This is a genomic window from Deltaproteobacteria bacterium (genome assembly GCA_005879795.1).
In the GTDB taxonomy this organism is placed as follows: Bacteria; Desulfobacterota; Binatia; order DP-6; family DP-6; genus DP-6.
The window spans coordinates 1-20,970 of record VBKJ01000205.1 but is presented as its reverse complement, the minus strand read 5'-3'; the positions used below and the strand labels follow the sequence as shown (position 1 = coordinate 20,970).

General features: G+C 70.8%; 16 protein-coding genes. 8 read left to right on the top strand and 8 right to left on the bottom strand.

The features are described 5' to 3' along the window. Positions 1-48: 48 nt before the first annotated feature. From E6J59_17585 to E6J59_17575, 3 genes are all read right to left on the bottom strand, one after another. The gene (locus E6J59_17585) at positions 49-1,236 is read right to left on the bottom strand and encodes a thiolase family protein (protein TMB17045.1); all 1,188 of its coding nucleotides are present in this window, start codon (positions 1,234-1,236) and stop codon (positions 49-51) included. Between the two features lie 262 nt (positions 1,237-1,498). After that, positions 1,499-2,719 carry a metallophosphoesterase gene (locus tag E6J59_17580; GenBank protein TMB17044.1) on the bottom strand — a complete coding sequence of 407 codons (1,221 nt, stop codon included), beginning with the start codon at positions 2,717-2,719 and terminating at the stop codon, positions 1,499-1,501. Next, positions 2,719-3,492, bottom strand: a complete 774-nt coding sequence (locus tag E6J59_17575) for an SDR family oxidoreductase (protein ID TMB17043.1) — start codon at positions 3,490-3,492, stop codon at positions 2,719-2,721. Before E6J59_17575 ends, E6J59_17580 begins: the two co-directional genes overlap by 1 nt. 571 nt (positions 3,493-4,063) lie before the next feature. Between E6J59_17575 and E6J59_17570 the strand changes: the two genes are divergently transcribed. The 5 genes from E6J59_17570 to E6J59_17550 all read left to right on the top strand — a co-directional run bounded on the left by E6J59_17570 (position 4,064) and on the right by E6J59_17550 (position 11,933). Beyond that, on the top strand, positions 4,064-4,483 hold the full coding sequence (locus E6J59_17570) for a hypothetical protein (protein TMB17052.1): 420 nt from the start codon (positions 4,064-4,066) through the stop codon (positions 4,481-4,483). Positions 4,484-4,616: 133 nt separating this feature from the next. After that, complete coding sequence (gene cysC, locus E6J59_17565; protein TMB17042.1) at positions 4,617-5,243, top strand: adenylyl-sulfate kinase; 627 nt, start codon at positions 4,617-4,619, stop codon at positions 5,241-5,243. A 195-nt stretch (positions 5,244-5,438) separates the two neighbouring features. Next, entirely contained in the window at positions 5,439-5,963 is a 525-nt protein-coding gene (locus E6J59_17560) for an Lrp/AsnC family transcriptional regulator (protein ID TMB17051.1), read from the top strand. Position 5,964: 1 nt separating this feature from the next. Next, positions 5,965-10,488, top strand: coding sequence for a glutamate synthase large subunit (gltB, locus tag E6J59_17555; protein TMB17041.1), 4,524 nt, complete (start codon positions 5,965-5,967; stop codon positions 10,486-10,488). 2 nt (positions 10,489-10,490) lie between these two features. After that, positions 10,491-11,933 carry a glutamate synthase subunit beta gene (locus tag E6J59_17550; GenBank protein TMB17040.1) on the top strand — a complete coding sequence of 481 codons (1,443 nt, stop codon included), beginning with the start codon at positions 10,491-10,493 and terminating at the stop codon, positions 11,931-11,933. Between the two features lie 488 nt (positions 11,934-12,421). On the opposite strand, the gene E6J59_17545 is transcribed toward E6J59_17550, so the two are convergent. After that, positions 12,422-13,261: a hypothetical protein gene (locus E6J59_17545; GenBank protein ID TMB17039.1), complete on the bottom strand. Its 840-nt coding sequence runs from the start codon at positions 13,259-13,261 to the stop codon at positions 12,422-12,424. A gap of 103 nt (positions 13,262-13,364) precedes the next feature. Here E6J59_17545 and E6J59_17540 point away from each other — a divergent pair, with 103 nt between their 5' ends. Further along, on the top strand, positions 13,365-14,063 hold the full coding sequence (locus E6J59_17540; protein TMB17038.1) for a hypothetical protein: 699 nt from the start codon (positions 13,365-13,367) through the stop codon (positions 14,061-14,063). Positions 14,064-14,074: 11 nt separating this feature from the next. Here E6J59_17540 and E6J59_17535 read toward each other — a convergent pair whose 3' ends face one another. The 4 genes from E6J59_17535 to E6J59_17520 all read right to left on the bottom strand — a co-directional run bounded on the left by E6J59_17535 (position 14,075) and on the right by E6J59_17520 (position 18,952). After that, positions 14,075-15,160, bottom strand: a complete 1,086-nt coding sequence (locus E6J59_17535) for a Zn-dependent alcohol dehydrogenase (GenBank protein TMB17037.1) — start codon at positions 15,158-15,160, stop codon at positions 14,075-14,077. After that, positions 15,160-16,581, bottom strand: a complete 1,422-nt coding sequence (locus E6J59_17530) for a cytochrome P450 (GenBank protein TMB17036.1) — start codon at positions 16,579-16,581, stop codon at positions 15,160-15,162. The genes E6J59_17535 and E6J59_17530 overlap by 1 nt, the downstream gene beginning before the upstream one ends. Then, positions 16,446-17,141, bottom strand: a complete 696-nt coding sequence (locus E6J59_17525; protein ID TMB17035.1) for a DUF4124 domain-containing protein — start codon at positions 17,139-17,141, stop codon at positions 16,446-16,448. The genes E6J59_17530 and E6J59_17525 overlap by 136 nt, the downstream gene beginning before the upstream one ends. A 224-nt stretch (positions 17,142-17,365) precedes the next feature. Then, the gene (locus E6J59_17520; GenBank protein TMB17034.1) at positions 17,366-18,952 is read right to left on the bottom strand and encodes a sensor histidine kinase; all 1,587 of its coding nucleotides are present in this window, start codon (positions 18,950-18,952) and stop codon (positions 17,366-17,368) included. On the opposite strand from E6J59_17520, the gene E6J59_17515 reads away from it, so the two are divergent. Both E6J59_17515 and E6J59_17510 read left to right on the top strand, forming a co-directional pair. Beyond that, positions 18,917-19,390 carry a hypothetical protein gene (locus E6J59_17515; GenBank protein ID TMB17033.1) on the top strand — a complete coding sequence of 158 codons (474 nt, stop codon included), beginning with the start codon at positions 18,917-18,919 and terminating at the stop codon, positions 19,388-19,390. The genes E6J59_17520 and E6J59_17515 overlap by 36 nt on opposite strands. A gap of 119 nt (positions 19,391-19,509) precedes the next feature. Next, positions 19,510-20,970: guanylate cyclase (locus tag E6J59_17510; protein TMB17032.1), on the top strand; the 1,461-nt coding region annotated here is incomplete at its 3' end.

The following is a 20,970-nucleotide window of genomic DNA, read 5'->3' as shown; positions in this document are numbered from 1 at the left end:
TTTTTGGCCTTCTTGGAGGGGGCCTTCCCGGAGGCGACCTTCATAGCGCTAGTTCGCCGCCTCGAACAGCCCGGCCGCGCCCATGCCGCCTCCGATGCACATGGTGACGATCCCCCAGCGCTTCTTGCGCCGACGCAGCTCGTTGAGCAGCGTCCCGACCATGCGGCTGCCGGTCATGCCGTAGGGGTGGCCGATCGAGATCGAGCCGCCGTTCGGGTTGAGACGCTCGGGGTCGATGCCGAGGCGGTCGCGGCAGTAGACGACCTGTGACGCGAAGGCCTCGTTCAGCTCGACGACGTCGATGTCCTGGAGCTTCATGTCCGCGTGCTTGAGCAGCTTCGGCACCGCGAAGACCGGCCCGATCCCCATCTCGTCCGGCTCGCAGGCGGCGAACACGCAGCCGCGGAAGAAGCCGAGCGGCCGCACGCCGAGCGCCCTGGCACGCTCGGCCGACATGATGAGGGTGGCCGAGGCGCCGTCGGAGAACTGCGAGGAGTTCCCGGCCGTGACCGTGCCGCCCTCCTTGAAGGCCGGCGGCAGCTGGGCGAGGCCCTCGAGCGTCGTGTCCGGGCGGTTGCACTCGTCGCGGTCGACCACGACCTCCTTGCGCGACTTCTGACCCGTCGCCTTGTCGGTCACCTCCATGGTGACCTTCATGGGCACGATCTCGTCCTTGAACTTGCCGTCGCGCTGCGCGGCCGCGGTGCGCTGCTGGGAGAGGAGCGCATACCGGTCCTGCGCCTCGCGGCTCACCTTGTAGCGCTGGGCCACGATCTCGGCGGTCTGGCCCATGGGCATGTAGATGGCGCTGTGGCGGTCCTTGAAGTAGGGGTTGAAGAGGTTCGTCTTGTTGAAGTCGTTCTGCAGCATGGTGATCGACTCGAGGCCGCCGCCGATGATGACGTCGTAGCCCTCGACCTGCACCATGTGCGCGGCGACCATGACGGCGTTGAGCCCCGAGGAGCAGAAGCGGCTCACGGTGCCGCCCGGGACCGTGACCGGCAGCCCGGCCAGCAGCGCCACGTTGCGCCCGGTGTTGAAGCCCTGTGGGCCCTCGGGGAAGCCGGTCCCCATGATCACGTCCTCGATCTCGGCAGGGTCGAGCTGGGGGACCTTCTTGAGCAGGTCCTTGACGCAGTGGGCGGCCATGTCATCGGGCCGCGTCAGGTTGAACGAGCCACGGAAGGACTTGGCGAGCCCGGTCCTCGAGCTCGCTACGATCACTGCATCACGCATGACGGACTCCTTCGTTGAGTGGGATACGTAAGCCGGATTAGTCGCAGGATCGGGCCGCCCGATGCAAGCCCGGGCTGGGGCGGGCGACGGCTGCGGGTTGACGGGCCTGGTCGGGGCGGCCGAGGTGCGCGAGCGTCCGTGCCCGCCACCCCTCTGACCCCCCGGGGCGCCCCGAGGCGCTCCTCGACGTGCTCGCCCGCCGGCTGACGCGCCGGCCCCGGCCGAGGCGACCGAGGATCCCGGCACGCGCGACGTCGAGCCCTCAGCGCGCGCGCAGCTCGAGGCAGGCGATCTCGCGCGGCGTGAAGAGGCGGATCCGCTGCCCGGTGAAGCCGAGGCCGCGGTTCACGTAGAGGGTCGCCTCCCCGTCGCGGTAGAGGCCGCGGTCGAAGGCGGTGATGAACTCGGCCACGTTGCGCGGGCGACGGCTGGGCCAGGGCAGCGCCAGCTGCCCGCCGTGGGTGTGGCCGGAGAGCACGAGCGCGGCGCCGTGCCGCGCCGCCTGCGGGAAGCAGTCGGGCCGGTGGGAGAGCACGATGACGGGGCAACCCGCGGGCACGCCCGTAGCGAGCGGCGGCAGCGCCGGGTGCTCGAGCACGCCGCGCGCCCAGTCGCGCCCGAGGTCGTCGAGGCCGACGAGCGTCAGCGCCGCGCCGCGGATCTCGAGGTCGACGCGCTCGTCGCGCAGGACGCGGAACGGCGTCAGGTGGCGCAGCGCCGCGGTCACCCACTCGGCGCCGGCCCAGACGTCGTGGTTGCCGAGGGTCACGAAGACGCCGTGGCGCGCGCGCAGGCCGGCGAGCGTCGGGAACGCCTCGGTGCACGTCTCGGGTCGGTCGACCAGGTCGCCGGTCAGGCAGATCAGGTCCGGCGCCAGCGCGTTCACGCGCTCGACGTGCCCGGCGAGCTCGGCCGGGTCGAGGTGCGGGCCCAGGTGCAGATCGGAGAGGTGGACGATGCGGAGGCCATCCAGGGCGCGCGGCAACCCGCGCACGGGGACCTCGAGGCGAGTGACGGTGAGCGCCCGTCGGCCGAAGGTGTAGCCGTAGAAGAGAAGGCCGCCCACCGTCGCAAAGCCCGCGTTCACCAGCCAGTAGTACGCGCGCGCGAGGCGCGGCGCGGCGACGAGCCCGCCGACACTCCAGAGGAGACCTGCCAGGGCCAGGAAGAGCGCCAGGAAGATCGAGCTGAAGGCCACCGGGACGTAGATGCGGAGGGTGGCGTCGAGCACGGGCCGCGGGCGGCGCGGGCGGGTGACGATCCAGCGGTTCAGCGCGTAGATCGCGAGCGGTGCCAGCCCGTGTGCGGCGCGCGGCAGGTGCACCCCCGCGATGAAGAGCACCCACGCCGCGCACGCCCACTCGGCGAGCGCGACGAAGCCGAGCAGCAGACGGAAGAACGAGCGGAAGAAGACGCGCTTCGCCCGCTCGCCCAGGGCGAGCGGGCGGGCGAGCGGCTCCGCGGCCTCCTCGGTCCACGCCATCACGCGTGCCGCGTCGTGATGCCTCCGTCGACGGGGATGACGGCGCCGGTCAGATACGCCCCCGCTCGCGAGGCCAGGTAGATCGCCGCGCCCGCCAGGTCCTCCGGCTCGCCGATCCGCCCGAGCGGGCACGAGGCGATGATCGCGTCGCGGAAGCGCTCGAGCGTCTCGTGCATCATCTTGCTCTCGAAGGGGCCGGGCGCGATCGCGTTCACGGTGATGTTCTGCGGGGCGAGCCGGTGGGCGAGGACGCGCGTAAGGTGGTGCACCGCCGCCTTGCTCGAGGAGTAGGCGTAGGTCTCGAGGGAAGGGACCTGGAGGCCGTCGATCGAGCCGATGTTGATGACACGCGCCGGGTCGCCGGGCCGGGCGCCGCGCTCGAGCAGTGGGAGGCAGGTGCGCGTCAGGTGGAAGACCGCCTTCAGGTTGAGCGCCAGTACCTTGTCCCACGCCGAGTCGGGGTACTCGGCGAGCGACGCGCCCCAGTTGGCGCCTGCGTTGTTGACCAGGACGTGGAGCGCCGTCTCGCGCCGGGCGAGCGTGTCGGCCAGGCTGCGCGCGCCGGCCTCGCTCGAGAGATCGGCGGGGAGCGAGACGCACGTGCCCTGCCGCGACAACTCGGCCGCGACCTGGTCGCAGACGTCCGCCTTGCGCGAGGAGATGTAGGTCCTGGCGCCGGCCTCGACGAACCCGCGCGCGATCATGAGCCCGATGCCGCGCGAGCCGCCGGTCACGAGGGCCACCTTCCCGTCGATGGAGAAGAGGTTCGTCATCGGAGGCACCATGCCGCGGCGGGGCGAGGAAGGGAAGGGCCCGGTGTGTCGCCGACGTCGCCTGGCACGCGTGCTACGGCTCGCGGCCGGTCCTCCCCGGCCTGGCCGGGCTGCGCGCGGCTGGGGGGATGTGATCGCTGGACCGAACGGCACCGCGCCCGCCGTCGGGCGCGCAGATGTCTCCCGCCGTGTGAACCACCTGGACCGTCTCCCGCGCGCTGTGAAGCGGCGTTCACAGCGCGCAGCGTCCCGCGGGCCTTTCCGAGAGGTTTGCAACCGGCATGGCGGTTGCTTCGTGTCGCAGACCCTCGAAGAGACGCGCCGTGCCATGAAGCGCGATTGGGGAACCGCCGTCGTCGTCGATCCGCTCGAGCTCAAGAGGCTCAAGGACGACTGTGCGAGGCTTCGCGCGGCTTGCAGATGGCGCGCGGGGAGTATCTTGTGCCTGCTCGTTGCGAGCCTGGCGCTCGCCGTGGTTGCTCGCTCGCAGCTCTGGCACGCGACGAAGCTCGATCGCGACCTCCGTGACGGCCGGCGGAGCGCGCTGCGCTCGAGTCGCGCGCTCGCCGCCATGGCCTGGAGCCACGAGCGCATCCTCTCCGCGACCGAGCAGACGCCCCTCCTCGGGACGAAGTCCTGGGGGCGGCGCTTCGGGGTGACGAACTACATCCCCCGCAGCCCGAAATACGGGAAGTTCAACGACGGGCTGACCGCGACGCTCACCAAGGCCGAGCCGAGCGCTCGCATCGTGGCCGTGGACCCGGCGCTGATTCCCTACGGCTCGTGGGTGTGGATCGAGGGGCTCGGCTGGTACCGGGCCGAGGACTGCGGAGGGGCCATCAAGGGCTTCCGCCTCGATCTCCTGGTTGCAACGGAGAAGGAGGCGACGCAGTTCGGGAAGCAGGAGCGCTTCGTGCTCGTCGTGCCGCCCGGGCCGAAGCCGGCCTCGGAACTCGCTGCGCCGCTCCGCATCGCGCGCGGCGGCGCGTAGACACGCCGGACGCCCCGGCCAGCCGCGGGCCGACATCGACCCGCCGCGATCTCGACGCCGTGCGAGCGGCGGGCGCGGGCCCTGCGGCCCCCCGCTCGTTGCTCCTCGGCCGCGGTCCCGCTAGGAGACGCCCATGGCGGAGCAGAAGGCGACCAACATCGTCTGGCACGAGGGCGCCGTCACGCGGGCCGATCGCGAGCGCCTGAACGGGCACCACGGCGCCACGGTCTGGTTCACCGGGCTGTCGGGCTCGGGCAAGTCCACCATCGCGGTGGCGCTCGAGAAGAAGCTCTGGGGGCGCGGTGTGCGCGCCTTCGTCCTCGACGGCGACAACATCCGGCACGGGCTCAACAAGAACCTGGGCTTCTCGCCCGCCGACCGGACCGAGAACATCCGCCGCATCGGCGAGGTGGCGAAGCTCTTCACCGACGCCGGCATGGTGGCGCTGACCGCCTTCATCTCGCCCTACCGCGCCGACCGCGACCAGGTGCGCGCCATCATGCAGCCCGGCGACTTCGTCGAGGTTCTGATCGACTGCCCGCTCGAGGTCTGCGAGCAGCGCGACGTGAAGGGGCTCTACCAGAAGGCTCGCGCGGGACAGATCCCCGAATTCACGGGCATCTCGGCGCCCTACGAGCCGCCGCTCCACCCGGAGCTGACCCTCCACACCGACCGGCAGGATGTGGAGGAGAGCGTGCGCCAGGTGCTCGCCCACCTCGAGCAGCGCGGGGTCGTTCCCCGCGAGGGCCGGGCCATCTGACCTCGTCCTCCCGCGCAGGAGGGATGACCCGGCGGCGCGCAGCAGGCAAAACGGGCCGGGCGGCCGCACGTCCGTGGATGGTCGGCCCCCTCCCGGTCCTTAAGAATTGATTGACAAGTGGTGCCCTCTCCAGCTAAATGTTCCGGCTAAAGGGCGTTCTGCCTTATGAGATTCGCTGAACACTCGAACGTCGAGCTGGACGAGATAGACCTCCGCATCCTCGGGCTGCTGCAGGAGGACTGTCGCACGTCGCTCGTCCGCATCGGTGAGCAGGTAGGGCTCAGCGCCCCGGCCGTGCTCGAGCGCATCAAGAAGCTCGAGGCCGCGGGCATCGTCACCGGTTACCGCGCCATCCTGGACGCGCGCCGGCTCGGCCTCGACATCACCGCCTTCATCGGGGTGCTCATCACGCACCCGAGCCGGATCGGCGACTTCGAGCGCCAGGTGGCCGCGCTCAGCGACGTGCTCGAGTGCCACCACGTGACCGGCGAGCACACGCTGCTCCTCAAGGTGAAGACCGAGAACACCTCGTCGCTCGAGCGCCTCATCAGCCAGATCCGCTCGCTCGATGGCGTGTCGCGGACCGAGACCATGGTCGTCCTCTCGACGCACACCGAGCGTGTGCAGCTCGCGCTCCACCCCGCCGAGCCGGCGCCCGCGCACCCTGGCAAGCGTGCGCGGCGGAACGGTGAGCGCCAGGCGCACGCGGGGAGAGCCTAGCATGCGCGAACCCAGGCCCCGGTGGCTCCTCGATCCGCGGACGGAGCGCGATGCGTGCGGCGTCGGTTTCGTCGTCAACGTGAAGGGCGAGCGTTCGCACGACATCATCGAGAAGGGGCTCACCGTCCTCCAGAACCTGACCCATCGCGGCGCGTGCGGCTGCGACCCGCTCACCGGAGACGGCGCCGGCATCCTCGTCCAGGTGCCCGATGCCTTCCTCCGCCGCGAGTGCGCCGCCGAGCGCATCGCGCTCCCGGCGCCCGGCACCTACGGCGTGGGCATGGTCTTCCTGCCCGAGGAGGCGGGGCAGGCCAGCGCGTGCGTCGCGCTGCTCGAGAAGGTCGTCGCCGAGGAAGGCCAGGTGCTCCTCGGCTGGCGGCGCGTGCCGGTCGACACCGCGGCGCCCGGGCCGCTCGCGCGCACCGTGCTGCCGCAGATCCAGCAGGTGTTCGTCGGCGCTGCGGACGACGCCTCCGACCAGGACGCGCTCGAGCGGAAGCTCTACGTGATCCGCAAGCGCGTCGAGCAGCTCGTGCGCAGCTCGGGCATGCCGCACTCGGAGCGCTTCTACGTCCCGAGCCTCTCCTCGCGCACCATCGTCTACAAGGGCCTTCTCCAGCCGCAGCAGATTCCGGCCTTCTACCACGACCTCTCGGACCCGCTCTTCGTCTCCGCGCTGGCGCTCATCCACCAGCGTTTCTCGACCAACACCTTCCCGTCCTGGGACCGCGCCCACCCCTACCGCTTCATCGCGCACAACGGCGAGATCAACACGCTGCGCGGCAACGAGAACTGGATGCACGCGCGCCAGGCGCTCTTCGCCTCGCCTCTCTTCGACGACGTCACGAAGCTCTTCCCGATCATCGACCCGACCACCAGCGACTCGGGCAAGTTCGACAACGCGCTCGAGCTCCTCCAGCGCACGAGCCGTTCGATCGTGCATGCCGTCATGATGATGATTCCCGAGGCGTGGCAGAACCACGAGAGCATGAGCGCGGCGAAGCGCGCCTTCTACGAGTACCACGCCAGCCTCCAGGAGCCGTGGGACGGCCCTGCCTCGATCGCCTTCACCGACGGGCGGGTGATCGGCGCGGTCCTCGACCGCAACGGGCTCCGCCCCTCGCGCTACGTCGTCACCAAGGACGGCTTCGTGGTCATGGCCTCCGAGGTGGGTGTGCTCGACATCCTGCCCGAGAACGTCCTCCACAAGGACCGCCTCCAGCCGGGACGCATGTTCCTGGTCGACACCGAGCAGGGCCGCATCGTGGGCGACGAGGAGCTGAAGGAGGGCATGGCGGCGCGCCGGCCGTACCGCCGGTGGCTCGACGCGAACCTGACGCGCCTGGCGGAGCTCCCGCCGCCCGAGCAGGTGCCGCCCGATTACGAGCCGGCGACGATCCTCACGCGCCAGCAGGCCTTCGGCTACACGATCGAGGATCTCCGCCTCCTGATGACGCCGATGGCGCTCAATGGCCAGGAGGCGGTGGGCTCGATGGGGACGGACACGCCGCTCGCCTGCCTGTCGGATCACCCGCAGCTTCTCTTCAACTATTTCAAGCAGCTCTTCGCCCAGGTGACCAACCCGCCCATCGACCCGATTCGCGAGGAGCTGGTGATGTCGCTCGAGACCACCATCGGCCCCGAGCAGAACCTCTTCGAGGAGACAGCGCTCCACTGCCGGCAGCTGCACCTGAAGAGCCCGACGCTCTCGAACGAGCAGCTGGCGCAGATCAAAGCCCTCGACGACGGCCACCTGCGCGCCACGACGCTGCCCATCCTCTTCCCGAAGCGCTCGGGCGGGGCGGGGCTGCGCGCCGCGCTCGACGACCTCTGCGCGCGCGCCTCCCGGGCGGTCGCCGACGGCTGCACCGTCCTCGTCCTCTCCGACCGCGGCGTCGACGACGGCCACGTGCCCATCCCGAGCCTCCTCGCCACCGCGGCCGTGCATCACCACCTGATCCGCGAGGGCACGCGCATGCGCTGCGGCCTGGTCGTCGAGTCGGGCGAGCCGCGCGAGATCCAGCACTTCTGCCTCCTCCTCGGCTACGGCGCGGGGGCCGTGAACCCCTACCTCGCCTACGAGACGCTGCGCGACATGGTGGCCGAGGGCATCCTGAAGGACGTGGACGCCGCCACCGCGGTCAAGAACTACACGAAGGCGGTCGACAAGGGCGTCCTCAAGGTGATGACCAAGATGGGCATCTCGACGCTCCAGAGCTACCGGGGCGCGCAGATCTTCGAGGCCATCGGCCTCAACTCCGAGGTGGTCGAGCGCTACTTCACCTGGACCGCGTCGCGCATCGAGGGGGTCGGGCTCGACGTGATCGCGCTCGAGGCCGAGCTGCGCCACGAGCACGCCTACGTGGTCTCCCCCTCGCTCGACGGCGACCTCGACGTCGGCGGCCAGTACCAGTGGCGCCGCCGCGGCGAGCACCATGCCTACAACCCGACCACGGTCGCCAAGCTCCAGCACGCCGTCCGCGCCGCCAGCTTCAAGATGTTCAAGGAGTACACGGCGGCGGTGAACGACGAGAGCCGGCGCCTGTGCACCATCCGCGGGCTCCTCGGGTTCAAGCCGGGGAAGCCGATCCCCATCGACGAGGTCGAGCCCGCCGCCGAGATCGTGAAGCGCTTCAAGACCGGCGCCATGTCGCTCGGCTCGATCAGCCGCGAGGCGCACGAGAACCTCGCCATCGCCATGAACCGGATCGGCGGCAAGTCGAACACCGGCGAGGGCGGCGAGGACCCGGTGCGCTACCAGCGGGACCCCAACGGCGACTTCCGCCGCAGCGCCATCAAGCAGGTGGCCTCGGGCCGCTTCGGCGTGACCAGCTACTACCTCGTCAACTGCGACGAGCTGCAGATCAAGATGGCGCAGGGCGCGAAGCCCGGCGAGGGCGGGCAGCTCCCCGGCCACAAGGTCGATCAATACATCGCGAAGATCCGCTACTCGACGCCGGGCGTGGGGCTCATCTCCCCGCCGCCGCACCACGACATCTACTCGATCGAGGACCTGGCGCAGCTGATCCACGACTTGAAGAACGCGAACGACCGCGCGCGCGTGAGCGTGAAGCTGGTCGCCGAGGTGGGCGTGGGCACGGTCGCGGCCGGCGTCTCCAAGGCGAAGGCCGACGTCGTCCTGATCAGCGGGGACTCGGGCGGCACCGGCGCCTCCCCGCTCACCTCGATCAAGCACGCGGGCATCCCCTGGGAGCTCGGGCTCGCCGAGACGCAGCAGATACTGGTCGCCAACGACCTCCGCGGGCGCATCCGGGTCGAGACCGACGGGCAGCTGAAGACCGGGCGGGACGTCGCCATCGCGGCGCTCCTCGGCGCCGAGGAGTACGGCTTCGCCTCGGCGGCGCTGGTCGCCTCGGGCTGCATCATGATGCGCGTCTGCCATTTGAACACCTGCCCGGTCGGCATCGCGACCCAGGACCCGGTGCTGCGGAAGAAGTTCGAGGGCAAGCCCGAGCACGTGGTCCACTTCATGACGTTCATCGCCGAGGAGCTGCGCGAGATCATGGCCCAGCTCGGCTTCCGCACCGTCGACGACATGATCGGGCGCGTCGACAGGCTCGACGTGCGCGACGTCTCCGCGCACCGGAAGGCGAAGGGCGTCGACCTGACGCAGATCCTCTACACCCCGCACGTGCCGCCCGCGGTCGCGCGGCGCTGCGTCCAGCCCCAGGACCACGGCCTCGAGAAGGCGCTCGACAACGCGATCATCGCGCGCTGCCGCCCGGCGCTCGAGCGGCGGGAGCCGGTCCGCTTCGAGCTGCCGATCACGAACCGCAACCGCACCGTCTGCACCATGCTCTCGGCCGAGATCTCGCGCCGCTGGGGCGCGGAGGGCCTCCCGCCCGACACCATCCACATCAAGTTCACCGGCTCCGCGGGTCAGAGCTTCGGCGCCTGGCTCGCCGACGGCGTCTCGGTCGAGGTCGAGGGCGACGCCAACGACTACTTCGCAAAGGGGCTCTCGGGCGGGCGCGTGGTCGTCTACCCGCCGAGGAGCGCCACCTTCGTCCCCGAGGAGAACATCATCGTCGGCAACGTCTCGCTCTACGGCGCGACCGGCGGCGAGGTCTTCCTGCGCGGGCAGGCGGGCGAGCGTTTCTGCGTGCGCAACTCGGGCGTGACGGCGGTCGTCGAGGGTGTCGGCGACCACGGCTGCGAGTACATGACCAAGGGCCTCGTCCTGGTGCTCGGCCGCACCGGCCGCAACTTCGCGGCCGGCATGTCGGGCGGCGTCGCCTATGTCCTCGACGAGGACGGCAGCTTCGAGAAGCGCTGCAACAAGGGCATGGTCGCCCTCGAGCGGCTCGACGAGAAGGACCTGGCGGTGGTGAAGACCCTCATCCAGCGCCACTTCGACTACACGCACTCGGCGGTCGCCTGGCGGCTCCTCTCCGGCTGGAAGGAGACCGTGAAGCAGCTCGTCAGGGTGATGCCTGTCGAGTACCGCCAGGTGCTCGCCAAGCAGCACCTCGACACCGACGAGGCTCGCCTCGCCTCGATCTGATCATGGGGAAGATCACCGGCTTCCTCGAGTTCGAGCGCGAGAAGGTCCACAAGGAGCCCGTCCCGGAGCGCCTCAAGCACTGGCGGGAGTTCGAGGAGCGCACCCCCGACGAGGTGCTCAAGCGTCAGGGCGCACGCTGCATGGACTGCGGCATCCCCTTCTGTCACAAGGGCTGCCCGCTCGGGAACATCATCCCCGACTGGAACGACCTCGTCTACCGCGGCCGCTGGCGCGAGGCGATCGACCGGCTGCACTCGACCAACAACTTCCCGGAGTTCACCGGCCGCATCTGCCCGGCGCCCTGCGAGGAGGCGTGCGTCCTCAACATCAACAACGACCCGGTCACGATCAAGAACATCGAGAAGCACATCATCGACCACGCCTGGGACGAGGGCTGGGTGACACCGCTCGTCCCGCCGCGGCGCAGCGGGAAGCGGGTGGCGGTGGTGGGCTCGGGGCCTGCCGGCATGGCGTGCGCGCAGCAGCTCGGACGCGCTGGGCACCTGGTCACGCTCTTCGAGCGCGACGACCGGATCGGCGGGCTCCTCCGCTACGGCATCCCCGACTTCAAGATGGAGAAGTGGCACATCGACCGCCGCATGGAGCAGATGGCGGCCGAGGGCGTGACCTTCCGAACGGGCGTGCGCGTGGGCGTCGACGTCCATGCCGACGAGCTCCGGCGGGCGTTCGACGCCATCGTCCTCTCCTGCGGAGCGACCCAGCCGCGCGACCTCCCCGTGCCCGGGCGCGAGCTCGGGGGCATCCACTTCGCGATGGAGTTCCTTCCCCAGCAGAACAAGGTCGTGGCCGGCGACGAGGTGCCGGGCCAGATCCTGGCAACGGGGAAGCGGGTCGTCATCCTCGGCGGCGGCGACACCGGCTCCGACTGCCTCGGCACGTCGAACCGCCAGGGCGCGGTCTCGGTACACCAGTTCGAGCTCCTGCCCGAGCCGCCGAAGGACCGCCCGCCGCTCGCGTGGCCCAACTGGCCGATGATCCTGCGCACCTCGTCGTCGCACGAGGAGGGCGTGATCCGCGACTGGAGCATCAACACGAAGCGCTTCTCGGGCGACGAGCGCGGCAGTGTGAAGAAGCTCCACGGCGTCCGCCTGGAGTGGGCGCAGGACAACGGGCGGCCGCTGATGCAGGAGATTCCCGGGAGCGAGTTCGAGCTGGACTGCGACCTCGTCCTCCTCGCCCTCGGCTTTCTCGGCCCCGAGACGGACACGATCGTCTCGCAGCTCGGCTGCGAGCTGACCGAGCGCGGCAACCTGAAGGCCGGGCCCGACTATCAGACGACGGTGCCGGGCGTGTTCGCGTGCGGGGACGCGCGGCGCGGGCAGTCGCTGGTCGTGTGGGCGATCTGGGAGGGGCGCGAGGCGGCGCGCGGGGTGGACGCGTACCTGATGGGCGAGACGTTTCTGCCGGCCAGCCCGGATGTGTAGGTTTCATCCCGGCGTCTAGCGCGCAGGTGGGCGACGGGCGCGTCCGACGTGACCCGGGGCATGAACAACGGCCGTCCGAACACCCTGCCAGCCAGCGCCTCGAAGTCCCGGTCGTGGTCGATCACGGCCCGACCGACGATCGCCACGTACTGGCCGGGGTACCGCCGGAGCAGACGGGCTCGGTTCTCGGCGTACCACTCCATGCCGTCGCGAAGCTCGCTCTCGAGCGGATCGTCCGTCGCCCCATCTGCCTCGAGGGACCGTGCGAGCGCATCGGACACCAACGCCGCCAGCGTCGAGCCTCGGCGAGCCGCGCGAGCCTTCGCCTCGCGCACCAGTGCCGTCGGGACGCCGCGCAGGTAGAGCGTCGTCGACTCGCGACCATGCGGCATGCGACGCCGCGAACATGCGTGAGCAGTGTCGTCAAGGAGACGCTCGCCTACGGCCGACACAGCCGCGGGGCTGACTCGCGCGAGAGCGTGCGCAGCTCAGCGGTAGCGCGCCCCGACCCACGCCGTCACGAGATCCAGGAGGATGAAGGTCAGCATCCCCGCGGCCAACGCCTCGATGATCGTTCGCCGAACTGTCCAGACCTCCTGGGGACGCTCGTCGAGCCGGGACACCATCGGGAAGCTGACGATGAAGTAGCACGCGTAGACGAGGGCCCCCCAGCGGAGCGCCCAGGCGAGATCCTCGTAGCGGAACTGGTCGGCGAGCGACGGCGAGGTGGTGAGCGAGATCTCGGCGCGGGCCCAGAACCACGCGGCGGCCGCGACGACCAGCGCGCCGACCGCCGGATGGACGTTCAAGCACGACGTGCGCACCCGGCGCATTACGACGACCGCCGTCGTGTGGTAGGTCAGGAAGAAGTAGTGGGCGTGGAGGTACATGATGACCGGCACGCCCTGCTTTCCGGAGCCGACCAGCGCCGAGTCGAACGTCCAGTGCAGATTCGGGTAGTTGTAGACCATGCCGAGGACGTCGAAGAAGTATTCGGTCAGGAAGTACGTCCCGATCGCCGAGTAGACGAGGATCCAGACGTTGAACTTGAACCAGTAGGCTTCGTACCAGCGCCGGGTGGTCGGCGCGTGGAGCATCGCGGGGACGACCCAGGCCGGCGCGAAGATGGCGAGCGTGACGAGGAGGTTGCCCAGATCGCCGAGCCGGTCCCCGACGCGTGTCCGCTGGTAGACGCCGAAGGCGATCATCCAGATGGGCGAGTAGGCGAGGAAGAACCTCTCGCCCCAGGCTTTGTCCGGATTGGCGGAGAGCCAGCGCACGCCCGCCTCGTCCGCGACCGGGACGCCGGCCACAGCGTGGGTCGCCATGCCCGGATTACCTCACGGTCCTCTTTCCTTGCCAACGCCCCCGGCCGCCGCCAGCCCGATCCGCTGGTTGAAAGGGTCCCGCACGGCGGAGTAGACGGGGTCGATGCCGGGCGGCGGCGCGTTCGTCGAGAACCTCCGGACGATGATCGACGCGGGCCGTGCCTTCGGCCGCCATCCGCTCTGGCTCCGCATTGCGGAGGGACGGCTCACGCGCTCCGCCCTCCGCCCGTTCGCCGTGCAGTTCTTCCTCCAGGTGCGCGAGTTCCCGCGCGCCGTGAGCGCGCTGCACTCGAGCTGCCCGGACGTCCAGCAGCGGATCGAGCTCGCCGAGAGCCTGTACGAGGAGGAGACCGGCCGCATCTCGGGCTGCAACGTTTCGCACCCCGAGCTTTTCATCCGCTTCGGGGAGGGCGTCGGCGTTCCGCGCGAGGCGATGGTGGGCGGCGTGCCGCTCTCGGCTACCGCGGCCCTCATCGACTGGTTCGAGCGGTCGACCCGGGAGCACCCGTTCATCGAGGGCGCCGCGGCGACGAACCTCGCCGCTGAGGGCCAGGTGCCGGGCGCGTTCGGCCCCTTCGCGCGCGCGCTCGAGCGGCACTACGGCTGCACGCGCTCGCAGGTCGCGTTCTGGGACGTGCACGAGCAGGCGGACCGCGAGCACAGCGCGATCGGCGACCACGTCGTCGTCCGCCTGGCGACCACCCCGACGCTGCAGGCAGACGTGCGGCGGGCCGTCGCACGCGCGCTCGAGCTCTGGTGGCGGTTCTTCGACGGCATCGCAACCGCCACCGACGCCGGCTGACGGGGGGCGACCTACTCGAAGACGATCACGCTCCGCGCCGCCATCCCGCGCCGTATCGCCTCGAAGGCGTCGTTCACACGCTCGAGCGGCAGGCGGGCAGAGATCATCTCGTCGAGGCGGAGCTGCCCGCTCCGGTAGAGCTCGACGTAGCGGGGCATGTCCGTGCGGAAGCGGTTCGAGCCCATCATGCAGCCGAGGATCGTCTTCTCGCGGAGCACGATGTCCGCGCCGGGCAGCTCGACGCTCGTCCCCGCGGGCACGACACCGATCATGACGATCGTCCCGCCCTTCCGCGTCATGCGCACCGCCTGGCGGACTGTCGCCGGCGTCCCGATCGCCTCGAAGGCGTAGTCGACGCCGCCCGCAGTCATCTCGAGGACCTCCGGCACGGGGTTCCCTTCCGCGGCGTTCACGGCGTCGGTCGCGCCGAGGCGTACCGCCAGCTCGACCTTCCAGGCGACGGTGTCGACGGCGACGATGCGCCGGGCGCCCGCGATGCGACAGCCCTGGACGACCGAGAGTCCGATGCCGCCGCAGCCGATCACGGCCGCCGTGCGGACAGCGCGTACCCGCGCCGTGTTGAAGACGGCGCCGAGCCCGGTCGTGACGGCGCAGCCGATCAGCGCCACCCGGTCGAGCGGCACGTCTCGACGGATGCGCACGAGCGCGTTCTCGTGCACCAGCATGCGCTCGGCGAAGGCGCTGAGATGCACGAACTGTGCGATCGGCTCGCCGTCCTTCGCAAGCCGGGGCGCCTCGTCCGCGCCGCGCATGGTCGCCTCGCCCTCGCAGAGGTTCGGGCGCCCGGCGACGCAGTACTCGCACGTGCCGCAGAAGGCCGAGAGGCAGCCGATCACGTGGTCCCCGGGCGCTACGTGGCGCACGTCGCTGCCCACGCTCTCGACGACACCCGCCGGCTCGTGCCCGAGGACGGTCGGCAGCGGGCTCGGGAGCGATCCTTCGAGGACGTGGAGGTCGCTGTGACAGACCCCCGTGGCGGCGGTCCGAACGACCACCTCGCGCGGCCCCGGCGTGTCGATCCGGATCTCCTCGATGCCGAGGGGCTTGCCGATGGCGCGCATCACGGCGGCCTTCATCAGGACCCCCATGTCAGCGGCAGCGACTCGACCCCGCGCAGGAAGATCATCGGCTTCCAGCGCGGCTCGCCGGGCGCGAGCGCCAGGTGCGGCAGCCGCCGGAAGACCGTGTCGAGCACGACGCGCGCCTCGAGGCGCGCGAGCCATGCGCCGAGGCAGAAGTGGGTCCCTGCGGCGAAGGCCACGTGGCGCTCGGGCTGCCGGCGCACGTCGAGCGTGTCGGGGTCGGGAAACTGCCGCGGGTCGCGGTTGGCCGACGCCATGAAGGGGACGACCATGTCGCCGCGGCGAATCGTCCGGCGGCTCCAGGGGACGTCCTCCGTCGCGACCTTTACGGTGGCTGGCACGGGGCCGTCGTAGCGGAGGAGCTCCTCGACGGCGCCGTGGAGGAGCGACGGGTCGGCGCGCAGGAGCGCTGCCTCGGCGGGGTGGCGGAGCAGATGGAAGAGGCCGTTCCCGAGGAGGTTCGTCGTCGTCTCGTGCCCCGCGAACAGGAGGAGGATGCAGTTCGCGACCACCTCGTCGCGCGTCAGGTGGTCGCCCGCGTGCTCCGCGCGGAGCATGAGGCTCATCAGGTCGTCGCGCGGGCGGCGCTCGCGCTCCCGGAGGAGCGCGCGGAAGTAGTCGGCCAGCCCGGCGACGCCGGCGCTCGCCTCGGCGAAGTTGTCGCGCTCGTCGACCGCCCCGCCGAGGTACGCTGCCAGCCGATCGGACCATGTTTTGATCGCCTCGAGATCCTCCTTCGGCGCGCCCATCAAGCCGGCGATGACGATCGCGGGCAGGGGGAAGGCAATCTCCCGGATGAAGTCCATGGCGCCACGCGCGACCACGCGGTCGAGGAGCGCATCGACGGTCCGCTGAATGCGGTCGCGACTCGACTCGAGCTGCCTCGGCGTGAAGGAGCTCTGGAGCAGCCCGCGGAGGCGATCGTGGTCCGGCGGGTCCCGGAACACGAGCCAGTGTCCCAGGACCTCCGCGACCGCCCGCACCGCCGGGCGCTGGCTGGTGTACCGCTCGTCGATCTTGCGGAAGCGATCGGAGGAGAACGTCTCGGGGCGGTCGAAGATCTCGACGACGTCCTCATAGCGCGTCACCACCCAGGCGTCGAGGCTGTCGCTCCAGTGGACGGGTTCGTTGTCGCGGAGCCAGGCGTAGAGTGGGAACGGGTCCTGGACGTTTCGCCGGGACTTGAGATCGAGGTCCGGCCCGTCGCTGGTCTCCCGCACAGCCGAGGATTCTAGCCCGCGCCGGGCTCGTGCCTCAAAGATGCGGCCGCGGCGCCGATTCAGTCCTCGTCGCTCACCGCGGTCGCCCGACGCGCCGGCTCCAGTTCCCGCTGCCCCACATACATGTGAACCACCTGCCGCCAGTCGATCCCGTTCTGGCGAAGCCCGAGCTCCGCGCGTGCCGCGTTGAGCCATGCCTCCGGGCCGAGCAGGTAGGGAAGGCAGCTGCCGGTCACGGTGATGTCGTCCGGGTGCGACCAGCCACCGGAGAAGAGGAGACTGCTCGCGTAGCAGCCGAAGCGGAGCCGCTTCCCGGTGTATGTCGGGTGCAGCTTCTGGCGCGGGGGCCGAGCCTCCGGACGCCACTCGCGGGCCTTCGTCACCACGCCATCGTCCATGACGAGGTCGGAGGGGCCGGGGAGCCTCTCGGCTTCCACGATCAGGCGGGTCCTGACCGGCGTGGCGTCGGGCGGCGCGACCTCGGCCCGGTTCGAGTAGCAGAGCGTGCCGTTGGCGTCCCTCCAGCGCCAGACCTCCTCGGCCCGGGCGAGGGGTGGCAGCGCAGCGATCACGAGCAACGCGGCGAGTGTCTTCATCTGTCGTCTCCTTCTTCGTCGTTGCGGGTCGACAGGGCCAGCGTCCCCTTGTCCAGTTGCTACAGCGTTCGCGACGGGACGTCCATATGGGTATGCCATGCGGTCGCGCATGGCATCGTCCCGGGCGCCTTTGCGGCGGCCGCGGAAGACGGCGGGCATCCGTTCGTTCGCCCGGTGGCCTGGCTCAGCCGAGCTCGATCACTAACAAGCGAGACGGCAACATGGCCTGCCGTTCCGGGATTCCTCTCCCGATTGCCCCGCGCTCCCACCTCGACCCCGGACCGAGTGCGGCGCGGAGAGACGCGGCGTCAAGAAAAAAGTCGCTCGCTAATTCGCTCCCGGGAAGTGTCGCGAGACCTCGCATGACATAAGGCGAGCGGCGGCTACGGGCCCGGCCCGCTCGCCGTCGGGGCGGGGCCGCCCTCGCGCGGCAGCGGCAGGCTGGCACGCAGGCAGGCGCCGCCCTCCGGGCCCGACGACAGCGTGACCGTGCCGCCGAGCGCGCGCACGCGCTCGCGGATGCCGATGAGCCCGATCCCGGTCGGGCGGTTGGCACCGTCGCCCACGGGCAATCCGAGGCCGTCGTCGCGGACCTCGAGCCCGAGCTCGTCTCCCTTTCCCGTGAGCGCCACCCACACGCGCTTCGCGCTGGCGTGCCGGGCGACGTTGGTGAGCGCTTCCTGGATGATGCGGTAGACCGCCGTCTCGATCTCCTCCGGCAGGCGCTCCGGGAGCCCGTCGGCGGTGAACTTCGTCGCGATCCGGTGCCGCCCGCGGAAGGCCTCGAGATGCGCCTCGAGCGACCCCGCGAGCCCGTAGAGGTCGAGCCCGGGCGGGCGCAGCAGCTGCGACAGCTCGCGCATCTCGCCCAGGGTCTTGGCGACCAGGCGTCGCGCCTCTGCCGCCCGCGTGCGGAGCTCGCCCAGGTCCGGCGGGAGCTTCCGCTCGAGCAGCCAGAGGTACGACGACACCGCGGTGAGCGACTGCCCGAGCTCGTCGTGCAGCTCGCGCGAGAGGCGACGGAGCTGCTCCTCCTGCACGGAGATGAGGCGCGTGGAGAGCGCGGCGAGTTCGTCCTGGCGCTGGATCAGGCTCGTGCGGAAGCGACCCAGTACGCGCGCGCAGGCGACCGCGAGCGCGGCCCCGATGGCGATCCAGCTGAGGGTGCCCACGAATGACGCGGTGGGGAGACCGTGGCGGCCGAGCGCCACGCCGACGAGCTCGAAGCCGGCGCACACGAAGACGCCGACCAGGATCGTGCGTCGCGTGCTCCACGAGAAGAGGACGGCCCCGGCGATGAGGAGGGTGATGAAGGCGCTCGACATGAGGGCGGGGTAGGTCGGCACCGCGTAGGGCAGGAGGTATAGGTAGAGGAGGAGGTTCGCCGCCAGCCCGAGCACGAAGAGGAGCCCGAGCCCGTCGGCGCGCCGCACACCGAGCCCGGTGAAGCTCGCAATCAGCACGAAGCCGGCCACCGCCGCGTGGATGCCGTAGATGAGGAAGAGGGCGGGCAGCTGGTCGGCGCGGACGGCGAGCGCCTGGAGAGGCAGGAGGCAGAGCGCGGACACGAGCGCGATTGCAGCCGCGACCCGGAGCTGCGGTCGCTGGTCGGTGGGCTCCACTCTGAGCGGGGGATTGGCATGCTTACGTGACAAGGGCAAGTGCACGGCCGCGGCGGCGGTCCGTCCGGGCTCCCGCGAGGGCGGGCGGGTGTCGCCTCCCACGCCGTGCACTCCTACACATCGCGCACCGAATGTCGTAGCAAGGCCGCGCGATGCGGGGGCAGGCAGCGAGAGCCGCGATCGCGGGGGCGCGCTAGGGTGGGCGACACCCATCTGCGTCCCGGTTTCGTCTGCGTCGCGCTGGCGGCCCCAGCCAACCTCCGCGGGGGCACGTTCGTCACGCTCCGGCTGCTCGCAGCGGCGGGGGTCTAGATGCGCCAACACGAGTTCACCGTCGACCTCCCGCATTCGGCGCGCCGGTTGTGGGCGCTCTTCCAGCGCTACGACCTGTGGAAGGAGTACGCGCCCGCCGTGCTGGACGTCGAGATCGTCTATCCCGGCGACGCGGAGGGGAATGGCCTCCTCCGCCGCGTCGTCTACCCCCTGCCCCTCGGCCGCCGCGGCGAGTCGTTCGAGCTGGTGAAGAACGTGCGCGCGAACCAGGGCTACGACTACGTCATGCTGCGCACCGGGCTCTCGGGCTCGATGACGCTCGAGCCCCTCGGCCCGAACCGGACCCGGCTGCGCTTCCGCGAGACGTTCCACATGACGAAGCCTTGGCTCCGCTGGCTCGAGGGCCCCATCTACCGCTTCATCAACAAGAAGAACGAGGAGTCCATGCGCGGCGCCGCGGCGTGGCTCTCGGCCCACCTCGAGTTCCGCCCCGACCTGATCGACCCCTCTTGACCTCCACCCGTCTATTAGCCGACGGCGTCGCCTGGGAGATGTACGCCGTCACCGCGGATGCGTAGGGAGCTCGGCGGGCATCAATTGACTTGGCAGCCGCGTCGGCCTACCTCGCATCTGTGCGCTGCACTGCCTGTGGCACCGAGCTGATCGCCGGCAAGAGATTCTGCCACGCGTGTGGAGCGCGCGTGGCGCTCACCTGCCGCGGCTGCGGCGCCACGGTGTCGCCCGACTTCCGCTTCTGCCCGGACTGCGGGCTCGAGATCGGCTCCGCCGGCGTGCACGACGCGCCGCCCCCGGCGGCCGACGACCCCCTGGCGCGGCGCTCGCGTCACATCCCGGAGGCGCTCGCCGACAAGATCCGCAGCGCGCACACGATCGCGGGCGAGCGCAAGCAGGTGACCGTCCTCTTCTGCGACCTGGCGGGCTCGACCGCGATCGCCGAGCGGCTCGACCCCGAGGAGTACCACGACCTGCTCGACCAGTACCTGGAGCTCGCCTTCCGCGAGATATACCGCGTCGAGGGGATCGTGAACCAGATCGCGGGCGACGGCCTGATGGCTCTCTTCGGTGCGCCGGTGGCGCACGAGGACGCGCCGCAGCGCGCGATCCGAGCTGCGCTCGCGATCGTGGGAGCGCTCGGCAGCCTGAACGAGCGCCTGCGCGGGCGCGGCCTCGAGCTGCAGGCACGGATCGGGATCAACACCGGCCCGGTGGTCGTGGGCACGGTCGGCAACGACCTGAAGATGGACTACACCGCGATCGGCGACACGACGAACCTGGCCTCACGGCTCGAGTCGCTGGCCGCGCCGGGCACCATCCTGGTGAGCGAGGCGACCTACCGGCTGGTGCGCGGCTTCTTCCAGGTGCGGCCCGCCGGGCCGCTCGCCGTCAAGGGCAAGAGCGAGCCGGTGACGGCCTACGAGATCCTGGGCGAGAGCGCGGCCGCGACGCCCATGGCGATCGCCGCCGAGCGCGGCCTGACGCCGCTCGTGGGGCGGGAGGAAGAGCTGGCGCAGCTCCAGGCGTGCTTCCGGCGGCTCGAAGGGAGTCAGGCGCAGGTCGTCGCCGTGGTCGGCGATGCGGGGCTCGGGAAGTCGCGCCTCCTCTCGTGCTTCCGGCGGCTCGAAGGGAGTCAGGCGCAGGTCGTCGCCGTGGTCGGCGATGCGGGGCTCGGGAAGTCGCGCCTCCTCTACGAATTCCGGCGGCGGCTCGAGGGCGAGCCCGTGATCTTCTTCGAGGGGCGTTGCTCCGCGCTCGGACAGGCGGCGCCCTACTTCCCTTTCATCAGCATGTTGAAGCACTACTTCGGTCTCGTCCCCGGCGACACCGCCGACGCCGCGTGCGCGAAGGTAGCCGCCAAGGTGGGCGAGCCCTCGGCCGAGCGGGTGGAGCGCGAGTACCCGGCGCTCGGCCGGCTGCTCGGCATGCGGGCCGGGACGGCCGGCCAGTCCGCGCCCGAGGAGCTCAAACGCGAGACCTTCGACGCCGTGACCCGCCTCCTCCTCGGCAAGAGCCAGCACGCCCCGGTGGTCGTCATGCTCGAGGACCTGCACTGGATGGACGACGCCTCGCGCGAG

What these genes read in the sequence shown, in the direction of transcription:
- E6J59_17585 (TMB17045.1), bottom strand. Translation starts at nt 1,236, where the DNA reads ATGCGTGATGCAGTGATCGTAGCGAGCTCGAGGACCGGGCTCGCCAAG.
- E6J59_17580 (TMB17044.1), bottom strand. Translation starts at nt 2,719, where the DNA reads ATGGCGTGGACCGAGGAGGCCGCGGAGCCGCTCGCCCGCCCGCTCGCC.
- E6J59_17575 (TMB17043.1), bottom strand. Translation starts at nt 3,492, where the DNA reads ATGACGAACCTCTTCTCCATCGACGGGAAGGTGGCCCTCGTGACCGGC.
- E6J59_17570 (TMB17052.1), top strand. Translation starts at nt 4,064, where the DNA reads ATGGCCTGGAGCCACGAGCGCATCCTCTCCGCGACCGAGCAGACGCCC.
- cysC (TMB17042.1), top strand. Translation starts at nt 4,617, where the DNA reads ATGGCGGAGCAGAAGGCGACCAACATCGTCTGGCACGAGGGCGCCGTC.
- gltB (TMB17041.1), top strand. Translation starts at nt 5,965, where the DNA reads ATGCGCGAACCCAGGCCCCGGTGGCTCCTCGATCCGCGGACGGAGCGC.
- E6J59_17550 (TMB17040.1), top strand. Translation starts at nt 10,491, where the DNA reads ATGGGGAAGATCACCGGCTTCCTCGAGTTCGAGCGCGAGAAGGTCCAC.
- E6J59_17545 (TMB17039.1), bottom strand. Translation starts at nt 13,261, where the DNA reads ATGGCGACCCACGCTGTGGCCGGCGTCCCGGTCGCGGACGAGGCGGGC.
- E6J59_17540 (TMB17038.1), top strand. Translation starts at nt 13,365, where the DNA reads ATGCCGGGCGGCGGCGCGTTCGTCGAGAACCTCCGGACGATGATCGAC.
- E6J59_17535 (TMB17037.1), bottom strand. Translation starts at nt 15,160, where the DNA reads ATGAAGGCCGCCGTGATGCGCGCCATCGGCAAGCCCCTCGGCATCGAG.
- E6J59_17530 (TMB17036.1), bottom strand. Translation starts at nt 16,581, where the DNA reads ATGGCTCAACGCGGCACGCGCGGAGCTCGGGCTTCGCCAGAACGGGAT.
- E6J59_17525 (TMB17035.1), bottom strand. Translation starts at nt 17,141, where the DNA reads ATGCCCGCCGTCTTCCGCGGCCGCCGCAAAGGCGCCCGGGACGATGCC.
- E6J59_17515 (TMB17033.1), top strand. Translation starts at nt 18,917, where the DNA reads ATGCGCCAACACGAGTTCACCGTCGACCTCCCGCATTCGGCGCGCCGG.
- E6J59_17520 (TMB17034.1), bottom strand. Translation starts at nt 18,952, where the DNA reads ATGCGGGAGGTCGACGGTGAACTCGTGTTGGCGCATCTAGACCCCCGC.